The sequence below is a fragment of the Streptomyces sp. CG 926 genome, from assembly GCF_003148825.1.
Lineage (GTDB): Bacteria > Actinomycetota > Actinomycetes > Streptomycetales > Streptomycetaceae > Streptomyces.
In genome coordinates this window covers 85,724-104,713 of sequence record NZ_QGGZ01000018.1, presented here as the reverse complement: position 1 = coordinate 104,713, position 18,990 = coordinate 85,724, and the positions used below count along the sequence as shown (strand labels likewise).

Sequence of the window (18,990 nt, the reverse complement as noted above, 5' to 3'; positions counted from 1 at the left end):
CGTTCCCGGGGCCGGGGCCGCGCCCGGGGTCGGCCCCGGCGGTCACTGCCGGTGCATCAGTACGATGCCGCCGACCTCACCCACCAAGGTGAACTGCTCGCCCGGGTGGAGCTGGCGGGCGTAGTCGGTCGGGTCCTCGCCGGCCCACTTGGAGGAGTTGTCGATGGTGATCCAGTCGGGCACCACACCCTTGCTGCCGCCGATCCACAGCACGCGACAGCGCGAGGTCAGCCGGGTCAGCGGGGTGGTGTCGGCCTCCACGGTCGCCCCGTCGGGGATCCGGTCCAGGAGCCGCTCGATCGCCGTGACCCGCTCGGGCTTCTGGTACGTACGGGCCTCCGCGAGCTTGGCGGTCGGCATCGCGGTCGCGCCGAGGGCGAGGGCGGCGGCCAGCACGGCGGTCGGCAGCTGCAGGGCGTACGAGCGCAGCCACGGCCGCTCGCCGCGCCGGACGGTGTCGATGGCGTCGACCAGGGCGAGCGTCACCACGGGCATGAGGACGGCGCTGTAGTGCCAGTCGGTGGACCAGTAGTGGTCGTCCCCGGACAGGAACCGCCAGCCGAGGGTGGGCGCGGCGACCAGGAGCAGCGGCGAGCGCAGCGCGAGCAGCCCGGAGGTGGGGATCAGCACCCACGCCAGGGTGGTGAGCTTGGTGCCGATGCCGCCGAGCGGTCCCGCCCCGTCGATCTTGTCCCAGTAGCCGTAGCCGGCCGTGGCGAAGGCCGGTATGAGCACGGTGAACACCAGGACGGCGAAGACGCAGGCGGCGGCGGCGACGCCGAGCGCGGCCACGGTGATCCGGCGGTTGCTGTCGCGGGCCCGCCAGGCCACCACCACGGCCAGCGCGGCGAGCGTGAAGCCGAGGTCCTCCTTGACGAGGACCAGCGGCAGCCCCCACAGCAGGGCGGCCCGCCACCGCCGGGCGAGCACCGCCTCCAGGGCGAAGGCCAGCAGGGGCACCGCGAAGGCGATCTCGTGGAAGTCGAACTCGACGGCCCGCTGGATGCCCCAGGACAGCCCGTACGCGATGCCGACGGCGATCCCGCGGGGCCGGCCGAGGAAGCGTACGGCGGCCCGGGTGACGGGCACGGCGGACAGCGCGAACAGCGCGGACTGGGCGACCAGCAGGGTGAGGGGGCCGGGGAAGACGCGGTAGACGGGGGCGACGAGCGCGATGATCGGGCTGAAGTGGTCCCCGAGGATGTTGGCCCCGGGCCCCTTCAGGTCGACGACGGGCTCCTGGAGGTGTGCGTACGCGCGGATCGCCTGCTCGAAGATCCCGAGGTCCCAGGAGGCCCAGTCCATCCGCCGGAACCGCCCGACGGACAGTACGAGGTAGACGAGGAACAGCCCGGCGGCCACCAGCCAGGGCACAGCCCCCGGGTACCGGACCGGCCGGGCGGGTGCCGGTGCCACCGGCGCCGGGCGGGCTATCGCATCGCTCGTCACAAACTCGTGCTCCTCCGGGGAAAGTCGTCTCCCCGGCGGAAGACGACGCGGCGAGCTCGGACAGTCACAACACGAACATCGTAAAGCGGCGCGAGGGGCGTCGTCGTAGGGTGGAACCCCCGGCCCGTGCGACGTGTCGGGCCCTTCGCGTTGCCCGCTCCGCACCTCCGCGGCCTCACCCCCGCACCTTCCCACCCCAGATCTCCACCGGACGGAAAGCCTCTTTCATGAGCCTGCACGGACTGCTCGACGCCGTCACCCGTGATGCCGCCCTCGCCGAGGCGGTCACCGCGGCCGGGGACGGCAAGCGCATGCACGTGGACCTGGTCGGCCCCGCCGCCGCGCGGCCCTTCGCGATCGCCGCGCTGGCCCGGCAGACCGGGCGGACCGTGCTGGCGGTCACCGCCACCGGGCGCGAGGCCGAGGACCTGGCCGCCGCGCTGCGTTCGCTGCTGCCCCCCGACGAGGTGGTGGACTACCCGTCCTGGGAGACCCTTCCGCACGAGCGGCTCAGCCCGCGCAGCGACACCATGGGCCGCCGGCTCGCCGTCCTGCGCCGCCTGGTCCACCCGAGCAAGGACGATCCGGCCGCGGGTCCCGTGAGCGTGCTCGTCGCACCCATCCGCTCCGTGCTCCAGCCTCAGGTCAAGGGGCTCGGGGAGCTGGTCCCGGTCAGCCTGCGCCAGGGTGGCGGCGCCGACCTCGGCGAGATCACCGAGGCGCTGGCCGCCGCCGCGTACGCGCGGGTCGAGCTCGTCGAGAAGCGCGGGGAGTTCGCCGTGCGCGGCGGCATCCTCGACGTGTTCCCGCCCACCGAGGAACACCCGCTGCGCATCGAGTTCTGGGGCGACGAGGTCGAGGAGATCCGCTACTTCAAGGTCGCCGACCAGCGTTCCCTGGAGATCGCCGAGCACGGCCTGTGGGCCCCGCCCTGCCGCGAGCTGCTGCTCACCGACGCGGTACGGGAGCGGGCCGCGGCCCTCGCCGAGGCCCATCCCGAGCTCGGCGAGCTGCTGCACAAGATCGCCGAGGGGATCGCGGTGGAGGGCATGGAGTCCCTCGCCCCGGTCCTCGTCGACGAGATGGAACTGCTGATCGACGTGCTGCCCGCCGGGTCGATGGCCGTGGTCTGCGACCCCGAGCGGGTCCGGACCCGGGCCGCCGACCTCGTGGCGACCAGCCAGGAGTTCCTGATGGCCTCCTGGGCGGCCACCGCGGGCGGCGGCGAGGCGCCCATCGACGTCGGCGCGGCCTCGCTGCGCGGGATCGCAGACGTCCGCGACCGGGCCCGCGAGCTGGACATGATGTGGTGGTCGGTGTCCCCCTTCGCCGCCGACGAGAGCGCCGGCGGCGGCGACACCCTCAAGCTCGGCATGCACGCCCCGGAGGCCTACCGCGGCGACACGGCCCGGGCGCTGGCCGACACCAAGGGCTGGATCGCCGACGGCTGGCACACCGTCTACCTCACCGAGGGCCACGGCCCGGCCGCCCGTACGGTCGAGGTGCTCGGCGGCGAGGGCATCGCAGCCCGGCTGGAGCCGGAACTGCGCACCCTGGAGCCGAGCCTGGTCCACGTCGCCTGCGGTTCGATCGACAACGGCTTCGTCGACCCGGTGCTGCGCCTGGCCGTCCTCACCGAGACCGACCTGACCGGCCAGCGCACCGCCACCAAGGACCTCGGCCGGATGCCGACCCGGCGCCGCAAGACGATCGACCCGCTGACCCTGGAGGCCGGCGACTACATCGTCCACGAGCAGCACGGCGTGGGCCGCTACGTCGAGATGGTCCAGCGCACGGTCCAGGGCGCCACCCGCGAGTACCTGCTCGTGGAGTACGCGCCGGCCAAGCGCGGGCAGCCCGGCGACCGGCTCTACATCCCCACCGACCAGCTGGAGCAGGTCACCAAGTACGTCGGCGGCGAGGCCCCGACCCTGCACCGGCTCGGCGGCGCCGACTGGACCAAGACCAAGGCGCGCGCGAAGAAGGCGGTCAAGGAGATCGCCGCCGACCTCATCAAGCTCTACAGCGCGCGCATGGCGGCCCCCGGCCACACCTTCGGGCCGGACACCCCCTGGCAGCGCGAACTGGAGGACGCCTTCCCTTACGCGGAGACGCCCGACCAGCTCACCACCATCGCCGAGGTCAAGGAGGACATGGAGAAGTCGGTCCCGATGGACCGGCTGATCTGCGGCGACGTGGGCTACGGCAAGACCGAGATCGCCGTGCGCGCCGCCTTCAAGGCGGTCCAGGACGGCAAGCAGGTCGCCGTGCTCGTCCCGACGACGCTGCTCGTGCAGCAGCACTTCGGCACCTTCTCCGAGCGCTACAGCCAGTTCCCCGTCAAGGTGAAGGCGCTCTCGCGCTTCCAGAGCGAGAGCGAGTCCAAGGCCACCCTGGAGGGCCTGCACGAAGGCTCGGTGGACGTGGTCATCGGCACCCACCGGCTCTTCTCGCAGGAGACGAAGTTCAAGGACCTGGGCCTGGTCATCGTCGACGAGGAGCAGCGGTTCGGCGTGGAGCACAAGGAGCAGCTGAAGAAGCTCCGTGCCAACGTCGACGTGCTGACGATGTCCGCGACCCCGATCCCGCGCACCCTGGAGATGGCGGTGACCGGCATCCGCGAGATGTCGACGATCACCACCCCGCCGGAGGAGCGGCACCCGGTGCTCACCTTCGTCGGCCCGTACGAGGAGAAGCAGATCGGCGCGGCCATCCGCCGCGAGCTGCTGCGCGAAGGGCAGTGCTTCTACATCCACAACCGGGTGGAGTCCATCGACCGGGCGGCCGCCAAGCTGCGCGAGATCGTGCCCGAGGCGCGGATCGCGACGGCCCACGGCCAGATGTCGGAGCAGGCCTTGGAGCAGGTCGTCGTCGACTTCTGGGAGAAGAAGTTCGACGTGCTCGTCTCGACCACGATCGTCGAGTCGGGCATCGACATCTCCAACGCCAACACCCTGATCGTGGAGCGCGGCGACAACTTCGGCCTGAGCCAGCTGCACCAGCTGCGCGGGCGCGTCGGGCGTGGCCGCGAGCGCGGGTACGCGTACTTCCTGTACCCGCCGGAGAAGCCGCTGACGGAGACCGCGCACGAGCGCCTCGCGACGATCGCCCAGCACACCGAGATGGGCGCGGGCATGTACGTGGCGATGAAGGACCTGGAGATCCGCGGCGCGGGCAATCTGCTCGGCGGCGAGCAGTCCGGTCATATCGCGGGCGTCGGCTTCGACCTCTACATCCGCATGGTCGGCGAGGCCGTGGCGGACTACCGGGCCGCCGTCGAGGGCCAGGTGGAGGAGGAGCCGCCGCTGGAGGTCAAGATCGAGCTGCCGGTCGACGCGCACGTCCCGCACGACTACGCGCCGGGCGAGCGGCTGCGCCTGCAGGCGTACCGGTCGATCGCCTCCGCCAACTCCGAGGCCGACATCAAGGCCGTACGGGAGGAGCTCACCGACCGCTACGGCAAGCTGCCGGAGCCGGTGGAGAACCTGCTGCTGGTGGCCGGGCTCCGGATGCTGGCGCGGGCCTGCGGGGTCGGGGACATCACCCTCCAGGGCAACAACATCCGTTTCGGGCCCGTGGAGTTGCGCGAGTCGCAGGAGCTGCGGCTCAAGCGGCTCTATCCGGGGACGGTCCTCAAGCCCGCCACCTCGCAGATCCTGGTTCCGCGCCCCAAGGCGGGCAAGATCGGCGGCAAGCCGGTGGTCGGGCGGGAACTGCTGGCCTGGACGGGGGAGTTCCTCACCACCATCCTCGGCTCGTAGCGGCGGTGGCGGCGGTGGCGCCGTAGCGGGTGCGGTGACGTACGGGAACGGCCGTGGCCGGGGACCTCACAGGTCCCCGGCCACGGCCGTTCCCGCGTACGTGGCGGGCTCAGCCCAGCTGGTCGGCGTCGATGACGTCCTTGCCGGTCGGCGCCTCGGCGTTCACCGGCTTGTCGATGCCGCTGAAGGAGACCTCGGACGGCTCCTTGCCGGTGATGCTCGCCTTGAGCAGGTACGGCTTGCCCTCGGTGGCCACCAGCAGGGTCTCGGTGCCCTCGTCGGTCTTGGTGGTGAGGGTGAGGGCCTTTCGGCCGTCGACCGAGGTGACCTTGCCCTTCTCCGCGCCCTTGCTGTCGTCGAACTCCTTGAGGAGCTCGTCCAGGTCGCACAGGGAGGCGAGCTCCTTCGCGTCGGCCTCCGAGGCCTTCGACTTCAGCCAGTGGCCGGCCAGCATCTTGATCGCCGCGTCCGCCTCCGCCTTGGGCATGTCCTTCATCTGGGAGCGGTAGAAGGGCTCGTCCGCCTTGATGAACACGAACTCGCCGGAGCGGATCAGCTCGAAGGAGCCGTCCTGGCCGGCGATCGTGCCCCGGCAGTCCCCGGCCTTGCTGACGGCCATGTTCAGCTCCAGCGGCTTGCCCTCGTCCCAGATCTTGCCGCTGACGGTGAGCGAGGCGGCGCCGCGCAGGGTGTCCACGGACTTGTCCGCCACCTCGGAGCCGGACAGGTCCGCGAACGGGCCGGACGCGAAGCATCCGGTGAGGCCGAGGGCGGCGGCACAGGCGAGGGCGGCGGTGGCGGTGAAGCGGTGAGCGGTGCGCATGGGGACTCTCTAGGGCTTCTGGAGGGTGGGGGTGAAGGCGGACGAAGGGGAAGCGGAAGAGTGTATTCCGTTTCGTGTGGACCCTGCGGATCCGGTGGTGTGACGTGCCGATCAGAGCAGATCTTTGTGAACCGAGTCAACATGATTCACGGAGGCATTTGAGTTCACGCTGTGAATCGGTCTCTTCGGTGTGAGCGGGTAAGCTCCCCGGCATGCCCGAGGAGAACGCCGCCGCAGAGGTCACCGCCGCAGCACAGGTCACCGCCGCAGAGGTCACCGCGGCCGAGGTCGCCCGCCTGGCCGGAGTCGGCCGCGCGGCCGTCAGCAACTGGCGTCGCCGCCACGCCGACTTCCCCAAGCCCGTCGGTGGCACCGAGACCAGCCCCTCCTTCTCCCTGGACGAGGTGGAGCACTGGCTGCGCGCCCAGGGCAAGCTCGCCGAGGTCCCGCTGCGCGAACGGGTCTGGCAGCAGATCACCGCGCACCCCGGCGGAGCCGTCACCGCACTCGGTCAGGCGGGCGGCGCCCTGCTCGTCGTGCGGGACCGGCCCGCCGACTGGCTGGAGCTGACCGCGGTCTCCGACGCGCGCATGGCCACCCTGCTGCGCCCCGTCCTCGACCAGGTGCTCGGCGCCCGCCTCGGGCCCGGCCACGCGCTCGCCGAGATCCCGCTCGGCCCGGCCGCCATGCCGCTGCTGCGGGCCGCCGCCGAACTCGCCGCGGAACTGGGAGCCCGCCAGGCCTTCGAGTTCCTCCTCGGGCGCCACCTCGACGCCAACCCCCGCCAGTACACGCTCACCCCGGACGGCCTCGCCGGGCTGATGGCCGCCCTCGCCGGACCCTCCGCCCGCACCGTCCTGGACCCCGCCTGCGGCACCGGCACCCTGCTGCGGGCCGTCCGCGGCGCCACCGCCCTCCACGCGCAGGACTCCGCGCCCGAACTCGCCGCCCTCGCCGCCCTGCGCCTGGCCCTGAACGGAACGCCCCAGGTCCGCGCCGCCGCCGGCGACAGCCTGCGGGCCGACGCCTTCGCCCAGGACACCGTCGACGCCGTGCTCTGCCACCCGCCGTTCAACGAACGCGGCTGGGGCCACGAGGAACTGGCCTACGATCCGCGCTGGGAGTACGGCTTCCCGGCCCGCACCGAATCCGAACTCGCCTGGGTCCAGCACGCCCTGGCCCACCTGCGCGAGGGCGGCACCGCCGTGCTGCTCATGCCGCCCGCCGTCGCCGCCCGCCGCTCCGGCCGCCGCATCCGGGCCGACCTGCTGCGCCGCGGCGCGCTGCGGGCCGTCGTCGCGCTCCCGGCCGGCGCGGCACCCCCGTACGGCATCCCCCTGCACCTGTGGGTGCTGCGCCGCCCCGCCCCGCACGCGGCGCCCCCGGCCGGGCTCCTGCTCATCGACACCGCGGCCCTCGCCGCCGCCGACGACCGACCCCGCTCCGCCTGGCCCGCCGTGCACGAAGCGGTGCAGGACGCCTGGAGCGCGTACGACCGCACCGGCTCGGTGGCGCAGGCGCCGGGCGTCAGCCGCGTCGTCCCCGTCATCGAGCTGCTGGACGACGACGTGGACCTCACCCCCGCCCGGCACCTGCCCCCGCCGACCGCCGGTGGCGGTCCGGCCGAGCTGACCGCCGTACGGGAGCGGCTCGGCGAGACCCTCGGCCGGGCCGCCCGGCTCACCCCGCCCGCGGCGGCGGCGCCCGCCGGGGGCACGGTCCGACCGCCGACGACCACCGTCGGCGAACTGGCCCGCGCCGGAGCCCTGGAACTGCACACCGGTACCGGCGGCGGAACCGGCTCGGCCCCCGTCCTCACCGAACAGGACGTCTACACCGGAACAGGCCCCTCCGGCACCTTGGCGCCCACCGCCGACGAGCCCGTGCTCACCGCCCCCGGCGACGTCCTCGTCCCCCTCGTCGGCGGCGCCGCCATCGCCCGGGTCGTCGACGAGGCCCTCGCCGGCGCCGTACCCGGCCGCGGCCTCGCCCTGCTGCGCGCCGACCCGGACGCCCTCGACCCCTGGTTCCTGGCCGGATTCCTGCGCGGCACCGCCAACACCCGCCGCGCCAGCAGCCACGCCTCCACCGCCACCCGCCTCGACGTCCGCCGGCTCCAACTGCCCCGACTGCCCCTGGCGCAGCAGCAGAGCTACGGGCTCCGCTTCCGGGCGCTCGCCGAGTTCGAGGACGCGCTACGGCTGGCGGGGCGGCTCGGCGAACAACTCGTACAGGGTTTCCACGACGGCCTCTCCGACGGCACGGTCACGCCGGAGTGAACGGCCGTGCAGCGAGCGTGCAACGGTTGCGCGCATCCCCTCACTCCTGGCCGGGAACGCTGTATACCCTCAGACCCGAAACCTCTTCCGCACGGCCCGTCAGGAGCAGCGATGCACGGCCCCGGCCTTCCGCCGCAGCACGGCCCCCAGTCCGATTCCGGGGGTGTGATGGCATTGCGCGTGGTGTTCGTGCTGCTCCCCATCCTCAGCTGCGGCTTCCTCGCCTGGGGTTCCCTGCTGCGGCTCGCCCTGGTCACCCGCAAGTCCCGTGACTGGACGCTGATGGTGGTCAGCGGCGTGCTGGCCGTCCTGTGGATGACGCTCATCCAGGTCGACCCCACGCCCGACGTCAACGGCTGGCAGGGCAACCTGGGCGCCGGTGGTTCGATCTTCAGCGGTCTGGCGATCTGCGTGTACTTCCTCGTCGCCGACATCAAGCACCACGAGGCCCGTCGGACCGCCCCGACGGCGCAGTGGTACCCGGCGCAGTCCGCCCCGTACGTCCACCCGCAGCCCTCCGGGCCCGCCTACGGATACCCGCCCGCCACCGCCACCACCCGGCCCTCCACGCCGACCTCGACGCCCACCCCGACGCCGACCCCGGTCCCGGCGCCTCCGCAGGTGCCGCCGCAGCCGACCCCGCCCCCGCGCATCGGCCAGGTCCGTGCCGAACTCGACGAGCTCAGCGAGCTGCTGCGCAAGCAGACCCCGCCGACCGGGGGCCCCCGCCAGGATCCCCACCAGACCCCGTTCCAGGACCCGCAGCAGTGACCGACCGGCTCATCGGCGACCGCTACCAGCTCGCGACCGTCCTCGGCCAGGGCGGCATGGGCCAGGTCTGGACCGCCTACGACCGGCGCCTCGACCGCCGTGTCGCCGTCAAACTGCTGCGCCCCGACAAGGTCGCCGGCCCCGGCACCGTCGCCGAGGAGCTGCGCCGCCGCTTCGTACGCGAGTGCCGGGTCACCGCGCAGGTCGACCACCCCGGCCTGGTCACCGTGCACGACGCGGGCAGCGACGGCGACGAACTCTTCCTCGTCATGGGCTACGTGGAGGGCGCGGACCTCGCCGACCACCTTGCCGAGCACGACCCCTACCCCTGGCAGTGGGCGGTCTCCGTCGTCGCGCAGCTGTGCTCGGTCCTGTCGGCCGTGCACGCGGTGCCGATCGTGCACCGGGACCTCAAGCCCCGCAACGTGATGGTCCGCCCGGACGGCACCGTGCTCGTCCTGGACCTCGGCGTGGCCTCGGTCATGGACACCGACACCACCCGCCTCACCAGCACCGGTTCGCCCATCGGCAGCCCCGCCTACATGGCCCCCGAGCAGGCCATGGGCGGCGCCGTGGGCCCGTATACCGACCTGTACGCGCTCGGCGTGCTGCTGTACGAACTGCTCACCGGCAACGTCCCCTTCGCCGGGTCCACCGCCCTCGGCGTGCTGCACCGCCACCTGTACGAGCCGCCGCTCCCGGTCCGCCAGATACGCCCGGAGATCCCGCCGGAGCTGGAGAAGCTGCTGCTCCACCTCCTCGCCAAGGACCCGCAGGACCGGCCCTCCTCCGCCCAGGAGGTCTACGAGGCCCTGGCCCCGCTGCTGCCCGCCCGTGGCAGCCGCACCCCGTCCGGGCCGCTCGACCCGACCCGGCCCTTCCTGCGCCCGCAGGCACCCTGGCCGGACCGGGCCGCGGCCATCCCCCCGCGGCCGAGCACCCCGCCCGCGCCGCCCAAGGCGGACGTCCCCGGCGCCGTGGACGAGGCCCGCAAACTCCTGGACGAGGGGCGCCTCACCCAGGCCGTGGACATCCTCGGCGGCATCCTGCCCGCGGCGGCCGCCGAGCACGGGGAGCACTCCCCGGTGGTCCGCTCCCTGCGCAAGCAGTACGCCGCCACCCTCATGGACGACGGCCAGTACCGGCGCGCCCTGCCGGAACTGCGCCGCCTCGCCGACGAGTTCCCGGCCGGCGATCCCCAGTCGCTGCGCTTCCGCTACGACTCGGCCCAGTGCCTGGAGCAACTGGGCGAGCCGGCCGCCGCCCTGGCGGAGTACCGCTCTCTGCTCCCGTTCTTCGAGAACCACTACGCCAACCCGGACCCGGGCCTGCCGCTGGAGGTCCGCCGCCGGATCGCCCACCTGCTGCTCTCCCTCGGCGACCGGCAGGCGGCCCACGACACCCTGGCCCGGCTGCTGTTCGACGCGGAACGGCTGCACGGCCCGGCCCACCCCTTCCCGGCCGAGATCCGCCGCACCCTGCACTGGCTCAGCCAGGTCCGCTGACCTGGCGCCGGGCCCGTACCCGCAGGGCCGTGACCAAGGCGATCGCCGCCGCGACCGCCGCGACCGCCAGCCCCGGGACCAGCCCCGGGGGGCGGAACGCGCAGCTCACCGTGGTGGTGCCGGGGGAGAGCGGGATCGCCACCAGGCCCAGGTGGGCGGCGGCCGGGCGGCCGTCGCAGGTCCAGCCGGCGATCGCGGGGACCGAGAGGACCGCCGTGCCGGTCGTGCCCGGCGGGAGCGTGGCGCGGACCTCCGAGGAGCCGACCCGCACCGAGGTCGCCGCGGTGGCCCGCAGGCCGGCGACCGCGGTGTCGAGGCGCGTCCGGTCCAGGCAGGACAGGGTCCACCGCGGGGGCGCGGCCGCGTCGAAGACCAGCGCCGAGGACTCCCCGCGGGAGGGGCCCAGCGGCTGGAGGGCCGCCCGGTTGCGCGGGGCGTTGCCGTTCAACCGGAAGGCGGGGCCGTCCGCGAGGCGGGCCGTCGCGTTGTACTCGGGAGCCCACAGATAGGCCTCCGTGCCCGCGCGGCACACCCCGGGCGCGAGCGGGTCCTCGTACACCCGGGCGCCCAGCAGCAGCTCCTGGTTGGCGAAGGGGGAGTCGTCGGCGTAGGAGAGGGTGGGGCCGGGCGGACGGGTCGTCACCAGCGGGGGCACCTCGGCGCGCCGCACCGTGCCGTCGGGCCGCAGGCGGGCGCCGACCGCGAAGACCGCGTCCGTCACCGGGTTGTCGAGGCTCTGGACGTTGCGTCCGCGCGAGGTCCAACCCGCCCCCAGCGCGACCATCGTGCGGGTGAACACGTCCGGGGTGTGGCTGCTGTAGTACGAGCCGCCCTCGCCGCCGAGCAGCAGCGGGTCGTTGCCCGTCAGGGCCGGCCGGCCGGGGTCGGTGCGGTACGCGGGCCAGCCCTCGGCGCCGGCCAGGGCCGCGGCGCGCGCGGTGTGCGCCGGCCCCCAGGACGGGTAGTCGTCCAGGCCGCCGAGTGTGCCCTTGTGGCCGTAGGCGGTGGTGGCGGCGGCCTGCGTCAGCAGGACCAGGGCGAGCAGCCCGGCCGCCGGCCACGCGAGCCGGCGGTGGCGCAGCGCCCACCAGGCCGCGGCCGCGAGCGCCAGCCCGCCGCCGAACAGCGCGTAGCCCGCCGTCGTCACCAGCGGGCTGTCGTACGCCCACAGCGCTGCGGCCGTCAGTACGCCCGCGCCCGCCGCCAGCGCCGGCGGCCGCGGCAGGCCGGCGGCCAGCCCGGTCCAGGCGGCGATCACGGCGATCCCGGCCAGCACGAAGGTCTGCCGGTACGGGCTTCCGTTCGGGGTGGCGAAGAGGTGCCAGGCCAGATGGGTGGGCGCCCACTGGAGGGAGAGCGCCACGGCCACGGTCAGCCCGGCCCACCACAGCCGGGTGCGGGCGGGCACCGCCCGGTGGAAGGGCAGGGCGGCCACCAGCAGCAGGGTTGTGGTGCCGACGAACACGGCCGGGGAGGAGAAGGAGTACGTGCCCGGCAGCAGCCGCGCGAACAGGTCGGCCCAGGACACCGGCCGGAACTCCTTGACCCACCCCGGGTACGCCTGCCCGGAGCTGAGGAAGAGGGGCAGGAGCACCGGGGCCGACAGCGCGATCCCGAGCACGGTCGTCCCGGCCGCCCGTGCGATCACCGGCAGCCGGGCCCGGACGCCCTCACGGGTGAGCACCACCCGTACCAGCAGCACCAGGGCCGCCCCCAGCGTCGCCATGTAGGCGGTGTAGAAGTTCGCCGTCCAGCAGACCGCGACGACCAGCGGCGCGAGCAGGATCCGGCGCCCGCGCAGGGCCCATTCACCGGTGAGGCACAGCAGCGGGAAGGCGATCAGGCCGTCCAACCACATCGGGTTGTAGGAGGCCTCGATCACCGACCAGCCGCACAACGCGTACGAGGCCCCGAGCAGTCCGGCCGCCCACCAGGGCCCGCGGCGCTGCGTGCGCAGCAGCCAGGTCATCGCCGCCGCCGCGGCCGCCGTCTTGAGCACGGTGACGACGTACACCGCGAGGTCGATGTCCGCGCGCGGGAAGAGCCCGACGAGGACGGCGAACGGGCTGGTCAGGTAGGTGCCCAGGTCCGGCAGGAAGCTCATGCCGTATCCGGAGCGCCAGTTGAACAGCAGCCCGCCCTCCGCCCGGCCGTGCAGGAGGTCCCACAGCTGCGCGTGGAAGGGGACGAACTGGTTGCCGAGGTCGTTGACGCTGCGGTGGCGCGTTCCGTAGGGGAACACGCGGGCGGCGGCGTCCCCGGCGCACACGGCCACCGCCGTGAGCAGGGCGGCGAGCGCCGAGCCGAGCAGACTCCGGCGACGCGGGGAGCGGCGCGGGGAGGGGCGCGGTGCGGCGCGCGGTGAGCGACGTGGTGCGGGACGCGGCGAGGTACGCGGCACGGAGCGCGGCGAGCGGTGCGTTGTCGACATGGTGGGCCGACCTTGGCAGGGTCGGGTGACCGAAGGATGGCCTCAGGGTTGCCGGTGGCCGATCCGGGCCGTCGTGGGGCGGCGAGGTACCCAGGATGGGTGACGGGTGGCGCGCCGGACGCGCCCGAGCCCGGCGACTCGCCTATGAACGGTGCGTGTTCGGTCCGCGCGTGAATCGTTGGTCGAACCGGTGGTCCGGATCACCGTGACCTCATAACATCGATCACCGCACGGCCCTTTGTGCACCGACGCACAATCTCCCGGCCCTGGAGGCTCCTTTGCACCGTCGCACAGCGCTCTCCGTCTCCGCCGCCCTGCTGGTGGCGGCGCCCTTGCTGTCCGCCTGCTCGGGCGAACCGCGTCCCGGCACCGCGGCCGTCGTGGGCGGCGAACGGATCACCACCTCCGCGCTCCAGGCCCAGGTGAACGATGTCCGAGCGGCGCAGAACCGTTCCGGGCAGGCCGCCGCCGAACTCATCGCGAGCACCCCCCACCTGGAACGGCAGAAGCTCGACGCCCTCATCCAGAGCCGGATCATCGACAAGATGGCCGACACCGCGGGGCTCACCGCCACCCGGAAGAACATCGAGGACGAACGCAAGGCGTACGTCGACGAGAACGGCGGCGACGAGCAGTTCGAGGCACTGCTCCTGCAGAAGGGGGCCGTGGCCCCCGGCCAGGTCGACCGCTTCCTGCGGGACCGGGTGCTCCTGACCGCGCTCACCGCCAAGTACGGGGCCGGGAAGCTGGAGGAGCCGGCCCGCGCCGCCGTCAAGGACCTGAACATCGAGGTGAACCCGCGCTACGGGGCCTGGGACGCCAAGGAGATCAAGCTGGGCACCGGGGAGACGCCCTGGATCACCCAGCGGACGCGGCCCGAGGCGGCCCCTGCCGGAGCCTGAGCTCCGGGGTCCCCCCGGGGTGTGGGCCGCCGCGTCGGAGGTAGGTTCGGAGGGTGACCGACCACTCCGAACCCACCGCCACCCCCGACGCCGACGAGCCCACGGGCCGCATCGTCCTGCTGACCACCAGCCACCGGGTCGCCCCCGGCGTGCTGTCCTGGCCGGCGTGGCAGACCCTGCACGCCGCGGACCGGGTGCTGTGCGCCGACCCCGGCCACCCGCAGCTGCCGTACCTGCGGGAGGCCGGCATCGAGGTCGCGTTCGAGAGTCCGGACGCGCACGCGCTGGTCGAGGCCTGCGCGGGCGGCCGTACGGTCGTGGTGCTCCCGGGCGGCGAGGGCGACCGGCGGCTCACCGACTCCCTGGCGCGGCTGGCCGGCTCGGGCCGGGTCTCCATGCCCGACCTGGAACTCCTGCCGGGTTCGTACGACCTGCCGGGCGCCCGCCTGCTCGACCTGGTCCAGGTGATGGACCGGGTCCGCCGCGAGTGCCCGTGGACCTCCCGGCAGACCCACCGGGGCCTGGCCAAGTACGCGATCGAGGAGGCGTACGAGCTGGTCGAGGCCATCGAGGACGGGGATCGGGAGGAACTGCGCGAGGAGCTCGGCGACGTACTGCTCCAGGTCGTCTTCCACGCGCGGATCGCCGAGGAGGCGTCCGAGGAGGCCTTCTCCATCGACGACGTGGCCGGGGCGCTCGTCACGAAGCTGATCCACCGGCACCCGCACGTCTTCGGCGACGCGCAGGCCGAGACCCCGGAGGACGTGAGCGCGCACTGGCAGCGCACCAAGGCCGTGGAGAAGCGGCGGGAATCGGTCACCGACGGGATCCCGGTGGGCCAGCCCGGTCTGGCGCTCGCCGCCAAGCTCGCGGGCCGGGTCCGTACGGGCGGCGTGGTCGTGGAACTGCCCCGCGGCGAGGGCATCGGATACGAACTGTTGGAGCTCGCGGCCCGCGCCGAGGCGGCGGGGATCGACCCCGAGACCGCGCTGCGCGCGGCGGCCCGCGCCTACCGGGACGCGATCCGGGCGGCCGAGGGCCTCGCGGGAGCGGACGAGCGGTAGTTCCGCTCCCCTCGGTACTCCTCTTGGTACTCCCTCGGTTCAGTACTCCCTCGGCGCACGGGCCGAGGGATCGAGCCAGTGGGGCGCCGGGCGGTTCAGGAACCACTCGCCGAAGCCCAGCGGGCGCTCCCCGTACCCGTGGCCGCCGGCCGGCACCGCGTCGTGGAAGAGGCGGCCGGGGCGGGCGCCCAGCTCCCGGAGCAGGTGGGCGGTCTCGTCGACGAACTGCGGCGGGCCGCTGAGGTAGACGTCCTGGTCCGGCCACAGGCCCCGGTGGCCGAGCGCGGTCGCGAGCCGGTCGGTGGCCTGATTGCGGTGCCGACCGGGGGCGGGCGTGATGTAGGTGACGGCGAGCCGGCCGCAGCGGGCGGCGTACGCGTCGATGAGCGGGCGGTCGTAGAGGTGCGCGCCGTCCCGCGCCACCACGAAGAGCCGTACGTCCTGATCGGGCGGGCGTTCCGCGAGATCCTCCAGCAGGGCCCGGATCGGAGCCCAGCCGGTGCCGGCGGCGATCAGGCTGATCGGGCGGTCCTCGCGGCGGAGGGTCAGCCGCCCGCCGGCGGCGCCGAGCCGCAGCACGTCGCCCGGTCGGGTCTCGCGGACCAGGGTGGTGCTCAGTCGGCCCTGGTCGATGCGGCTGACGTGCAGGTCGAGGGTGCCGTCGGGGCGGGGGGCGTTGCCGATGGAGTAGGTGCGCCAGGTCGTCGGGTGGCGTTCGCTGCTCACACTCGTGTACTGGCCGGGGAGATAGGGGAAGGGGACGTGCGGCCGGAGCGTCAGGACGGCGATGTCCGCCCCGTACTGGAGGTGGCGCACGACCTCCGCGTTCCACCACGGCGGGTCCTCGCTCGCGTCGGCGCCGGCCGTCATCGCGTCGGCCATCACCTGATAGGCCTCGGCCCAGGCCTTCTCGACGGACGGGGTCCAGGCCGCGCCGGAGGTTGCCGCGAGTGCGGCGAGCAGGCTGGCGCCGACGGCCGCGTAGTGCTCGGGGCGGACCAGGAACTTGCGGTGGTCGCGTCCGAGGTCGCGCAGGTAGGGGTCGAGGGTCTCCTCGTCGAAGTGGGTGATCACATGGGTGAGCGCCGCGAAGAGCCGGTCCCGCTGGCGTTCCATGTCGTCCGGGGAGTCCGGGAAGAGGGCGCGGATGCCGGGGTTGTGCCAGAAGAGGTGGGAGTAGAAGAACTTGACGGCGTGCTCGGCTCGTCGCTCCACCACCGCGAAACTGCTCTTCAAGATCCTGACATCCACAAAACCGAAAGTAGGAATGCCGGAGAAGTTCAGGTCAAGCGATGGTCGATCTGCGGACAGCCGCGACGAATCGCCTATATCGGATGGGGGTTCGGCGCCGGGATACGGTCATCAGGTGCACGAGCAGACCTCCGGGACCCCCGCCGAAACCCCCGCGGACACCCCTTCCACCGAGGGCCCCACCCTCTTCGACTGGGAGTTCGCGACCGACCCGTACCCGGCCTACGCCTGGCTGCGCGAGCACTCCCCGGTGCACCGCACCAAGCTGCCCAGCGGGGTCGAGGCCTGGCTCGTCACCCGGTACGCCGACGCCCGCCAGGCCCTGGCCGACCAGCGGCTCAGCAAGAATCCGGCGCACCACGCGGAGCCCGCGCACGCCAAGGGCAAGACCGGGATCCCGGGGGAGCGCAAGGCGGAGCTGATGACGCACCTGCTCAACATCGACCCGCCGGACCACACCCGACTGCGGCGGCTGGTGTCCAAGGCGTTCACCCCGCGCAGGGTCGCCGAGTTCGCCCCGCGGGTGCAGGCGCTCACCGACCACCTGATCGACGCGTTCGCGGGGAAAGGTGAGGCTGATCTCATTCACGAGTTCGCCTTTCCGCTCCCCATCTACGCGATCTGCGAGATGCTCGGGGTCCCGCGCGAGGACCAGGACGACTTCCGCGACTGGGCCGGCATGATGATCCGCCACGGTGGCGGTCCGCGCGGCGGAGTGGCCCGGTCGGTCAAGCAGATGCGGACCTACCTCGGTGAACTCATTCACCGCAAAAGGGATGATCTGGGCGACGACCTGATCTCCGACCTGATCCGGGCGAGCGATCACGGGGACCATCTGACGGAGGCCGAGGCCACCGCCATGGCCTTCATCTTGCTTTTTGCCGGTTTCGAGACCACCGTGAACCTCATCGGCAACGGGGTCCACTCCCTCTTCATGAACCCCGAACAGCGTGAGCGCCTCCAGCTCTCCCTCGCCGCCGGGGAGAGCGGACTGCTGGCCACCGGGGTCGAGGAACTGCTGCGGTACGACGGTCCGGTGGAGCTGGCCACCTGGCGGTTCGCCACCGAGCCGCTGACCCTCGGCGGTATGCGGATCGAGGCGGGTGATCCGGTCCTGGTCGTCCTGGCGGCCGCCGACCGGGATCCGGAGCGCTTCGCGGAGCCGGACACCCTCGACCTCTCCCGGACCGACAACCAGCACCTCGGATACGGTCACGGCATCCACTACTGCCTGGGTGCTCCGCTCGCCCGACTCGAAGGGCAGACGGCGCTCGCGACTTTGCTGACGCGTCTTCCCGATCTGGAACTGGCCGTTCCACCCCAAGACCTGCGCTGGCGAGGGGGGTTGATCATGCGAGGGCTACGTACTCTTCCCGTTCGATTCGCGGCTCAAAACACTTGCGCGAAACCTGATTAAAAGTCAGATCCGACTTGAACTTGTGACAATCGTTCGAAGGCCGCTAGGTTCTGCCGTTACCCCGCTGTTATGCGAAAGGTGATCCCTCATGCTCTCCGGGAACGGCCGTCACAGACGCCCCCGCCAGGTCCCCGCGCTGGTTGTCACAGCCGGAGTCACTGGCTCTGCGTTGGCCATGCCTCTGCTGGCCGCCACCAGCGCCACCGCCGCCGACACGTCCACATGGGACAAGGTCGCCGAGTGCGAGAGCGGTGGCTCCTGGAGCGCCAACTTCGGCAGCGGCGCCTACGGCGGACTCCAGTTCACCCAGGAGGAGTGGCAGAGCGCCGGCGGGCTCGACTTCGCCGAGCGCCCCGACCTGGCGAGCCGCTCCCAGCAGATCGCCGTGGCCGAGCGGGTGCTGAACTCGACGGGGCCGCAGGCGTGGCCGCTGTGCGCGGCCTCGGCCGGCCTGGTCAAGGAGAGCCCCGCCGCCCAGGTGGACCCCGGTCTGCCCGGCGGTCAGGGCCCGCTGGCCCCCGCGCCGTCCCGCCCGGACGACGCCGTTCCGTCCGCCGGCGGCGGCAAGCCGTCCACGGACTACGGGTCCCCGACCCCGGCGCCGGCTCCGAGCCCGTCCGGCACCCCGTTCCTGATTCCGGACGCCCCGTCCGTCGGACTGCCCGTCATGCCCGCGCCGGACATCCCGACGACGCCTCCGGTCGACCCGACGGCCCCGGTCCGGCCGGGCGACCCGACCGGTACCCCGACCCCCGTCGACCCGACGGCGCCGACGCAGCCGGTGGACCCGACCGCGCCGTCCACCACCGCGCCCGTCACGCCGGGCCTGCCCCCGGTCGACCCGACGGCCCCTGTGACCCCGGAGGTCCCGCAGACCACCGGCGCCACTGTGGTCGAGGGCAGCGGCAAGCATCGCGGTGCGCCGGAGACCGGGCCGTCGGCTCTGCCTGACACCGCGTCGGACCCCGTCTACACGGTCCAGGCGGGCGACAGCCTGGCGACCATCGCGGTTGCCAAGGGCGTAAAGGGGGGCTGGAACGGTCTCTACCAGGCCAATGAGCAGGTGATCGGCGAGGACGCCAACCTCATCAAGCCCGGTCAGAACCTGGATCTAACCCCGCAATAAGGACAGTTCAGTTATCCGGAAAGAGTTGAATGTCGGATTTCTGTAAGTGAGACATGTGTCTCTTCCGGTCAACTGGCGTGTCCCGCCCAGGGCATTGCGCAAACCCCGCCCTCACCTGCGCAAACACCCCTTCGAGGGGCGCAAGTAGGGTCCGTTTCTCCCCGATGTTGCTCGTTGAACATCGGGGAGAGACCTGTCTACCTTCTGAATC

Annotated in this window: 12 protein-coding genes; 8 read left to right on the top strand and 4 right to left on the bottom strand. The window is 72.9% G+C overall.

Annotation, left to right across the window (positions count from 1 at the left end):
- Window positions 1–42 precede the first annotated feature (42 nt).
- On the bottom strand, window positions 43–1,365 hold the full coding sequence (locus BCL76_RS35240) for a DUF2079 domain-containing protein (protein ID WP_375138003.1): 1,323 nt from the start codon (window positions 1,363–1,365) through the stop codon (window positions 43–45).
- A gap of 311 nt (window positions 1,366–1,676) precedes the next feature.
- Between BCL76_RS35240 and mfd the strand changes: the two genes are divergently transcribed.
- Window positions 1,677–5,210, top strand: a complete 3,534-nt coding sequence (mfd, locus tag BCL76_RS35235; RefSeq protein ID WP_109783451.1) for a transcription-repair coupling factor — start codon at window positions 1,677–1,679, stop codon at window positions 5,208–5,210.
- A gap of 109 nt (window positions 5,211–5,319) precedes the next feature.
- Here the strand turns inward: mfd and BCL76_RS35230 are convergent, their stop codons facing one another.
- Window positions 5,320–6,033 (bottom strand): hypothetical protein, encoded by a 714-nt coding sequence (locus BCL76_RS35230; protein WP_109783450.1) that lies wholly within the window; start codon window positions 6,031–6,033, stop codon window positions 5,320–5,322.
- Window positions 6,034–6,245: 212 nt separating this feature from the next.
- Between BCL76_RS35230 and BCL76_RS35225 the strand changes: the two genes are divergently transcribed.
- The 3 genes from BCL76_RS35225 to BCL76_RS35215 all read left to right on the top strand — a co-directional run bounded on the left by BCL76_RS35225 (window position 6,246) and on the right by BCL76_RS35215 (window position 10,588).
- Window positions 6,246–8,312, top strand: a complete 2,067-nt coding sequence (locus tag BCL76_RS35225) for an N-6 DNA methylase (protein WP_109783449.1) — start codon at window positions 6,246–6,248, stop codon at window positions 8,310–8,312.
- A gap of 168 nt (window positions 8,313–8,480) precedes the next feature.
- The gene (locus BCL76_RS38690; RefSeq protein WP_146228494.1) at window positions 8,481–9,083 is read left to right on the top strand and encodes a hypothetical protein; all 603 of its coding nucleotides are present in this window, start codon (window positions 8,481–8,483) and stop codon (window positions 9,081–9,083) included.
- Window positions 9,080–10,588, top strand: coding sequence for a serine/threonine-protein kinase (locus tag BCL76_RS35215; protein ID WP_109783447.1), 1,509 nt, complete (start codon window positions 9,080–9,082; stop codon window positions 10,586–10,588). The genes BCL76_RS38690 and BCL76_RS35215 overlap by 4 nt, the downstream gene beginning before the upstream one ends.
- Here the strand turns inward: BCL76_RS35215 and BCL76_RS35210 are convergent.
- The gene (locus BCL76_RS35210; RefSeq protein ID WP_109783446.1) at window positions 10,572–13,019 is read right to left on the bottom strand and encodes a YfhO family protein; all 2,448 of its coding nucleotides are present in this window, start codon (window positions 13,017–13,019) and stop codon (window positions 10,572–10,574) included. The two genes, BCL76_RS35215 and BCL76_RS35210, sit on opposite strands and share 17 nt — an antisense overlap.
- Before the next feature lie 278 nt (window positions 13,020–13,297).
- Here BCL76_RS35210 and BCL76_RS35205 point away from each other — a divergent pair, with 278 nt between their 5' ends.
- Together BCL76_RS35205 and BCL76_RS35200 are read left to right on the top strand one after the other, a co-directional pair.
- A complete protein-coding gene (locus BCL76_RS35205) occupies window positions 13,298–13,921 on the top strand; it encodes a SurA N-terminal domain-containing protein (protein ID WP_109783445.1) in 624 nt (207 codons plus the stop codon).
- Between the two features lie 53 nt (window positions 13,922–13,974).
- Entirely contained in the window at window positions 13,975–14,985 is a 1,011-nt protein-coding gene (locus BCL76_RS35200) for a nucleoside triphosphate pyrophosphohydrolase (RefSeq protein WP_109783444.1), read from the top strand.
- A 39-nt stretch (window positions 14,986–15,024) separates the two neighbouring features.
- Here BCL76_RS35200 and BCL76_RS35195 read toward each other — a convergent pair whose 3' ends face one another.
- Window positions 15,025–16,221 (bottom strand): globin domain-containing protein, encoded by a 1,197-nt coding sequence (locus tag BCL76_RS35195; RefSeq protein ID WP_258310094.1) that lies wholly within the window; start codon window positions 16,219–16,221, stop codon window positions 15,025–15,027.
- A gap of 130 nt (window positions 16,222–16,351) precedes the next feature.
- Here BCL76_RS35195 and BCL76_RS35190 point away from each other — a divergent pair, with 130 nt between their 5' ends.
- Together BCL76_RS35190 and BCL76_RS35185 are read left to right on the top strand one after the other, a co-directional pair.
- Window positions 16,352–17,653: a cytochrome P450 family protein gene (locus BCL76_RS35190; protein ID WP_181382868.1), complete on the top strand. Its 1,302-nt coding sequence runs from the start codon at window positions 16,352–16,354 to the stop codon at window positions 17,651–17,653.
- Window positions 17,654–17,828: 175 nt separating this feature from the next.
- A complete protein-coding gene (locus BCL76_RS35185; protein ID WP_309136880.1) occupies window positions 17,829–18,779 on the top strand; it encodes a LysM peptidoglycan-binding domain-containing protein in 951 nt (316 codons plus the stop codon).
- Window positions 18,780–18,990: the final 211 nt, after the last annotated feature.

Coding starts and splice junctions, on each gene's coding strand:
- BCL76_RS35210 (WP_109783446.1), bottom strand. CDS start 13,019: ATGTCGACAACGCACCGCTCGCCGCGCTCCGTGCCGCGTACCTCGCCG.
- mfd (WP_109783451.1), top strand. CDS start 1,677: ATGAGCCTGCACGGACTGCTCGACGCCGTCACCCGTGATGCCGCCCTC.
- BCL76_RS35185 (WP_309136880.1), top strand. CDS start 17,829: ATGCCTCTGCTGGCCGCCACCAGCGCCACCGCCGCCGACACGTCCACA.
- BCL76_RS35230 (WP_109783450.1), bottom strand. CDS start 6,033: ATGCGCACCGCTCACCGCTTCACCGCCACCGCCGCCCTCGCCTGTGCC.
- BCL76_RS38690 (WP_146228494.1), top strand. CDS start 8,481: ATGGCATTGCGCGTGGTGTTCGTGCTGCTCCCCATCCTCAGCTGCGGC.
- BCL76_RS35225 (WP_109783449.1), top strand. CDS start 6,246: ATGCCCGAGGAGAACGCCGCCGCAGAGGTCACCGCCGCAGCACAGGTC.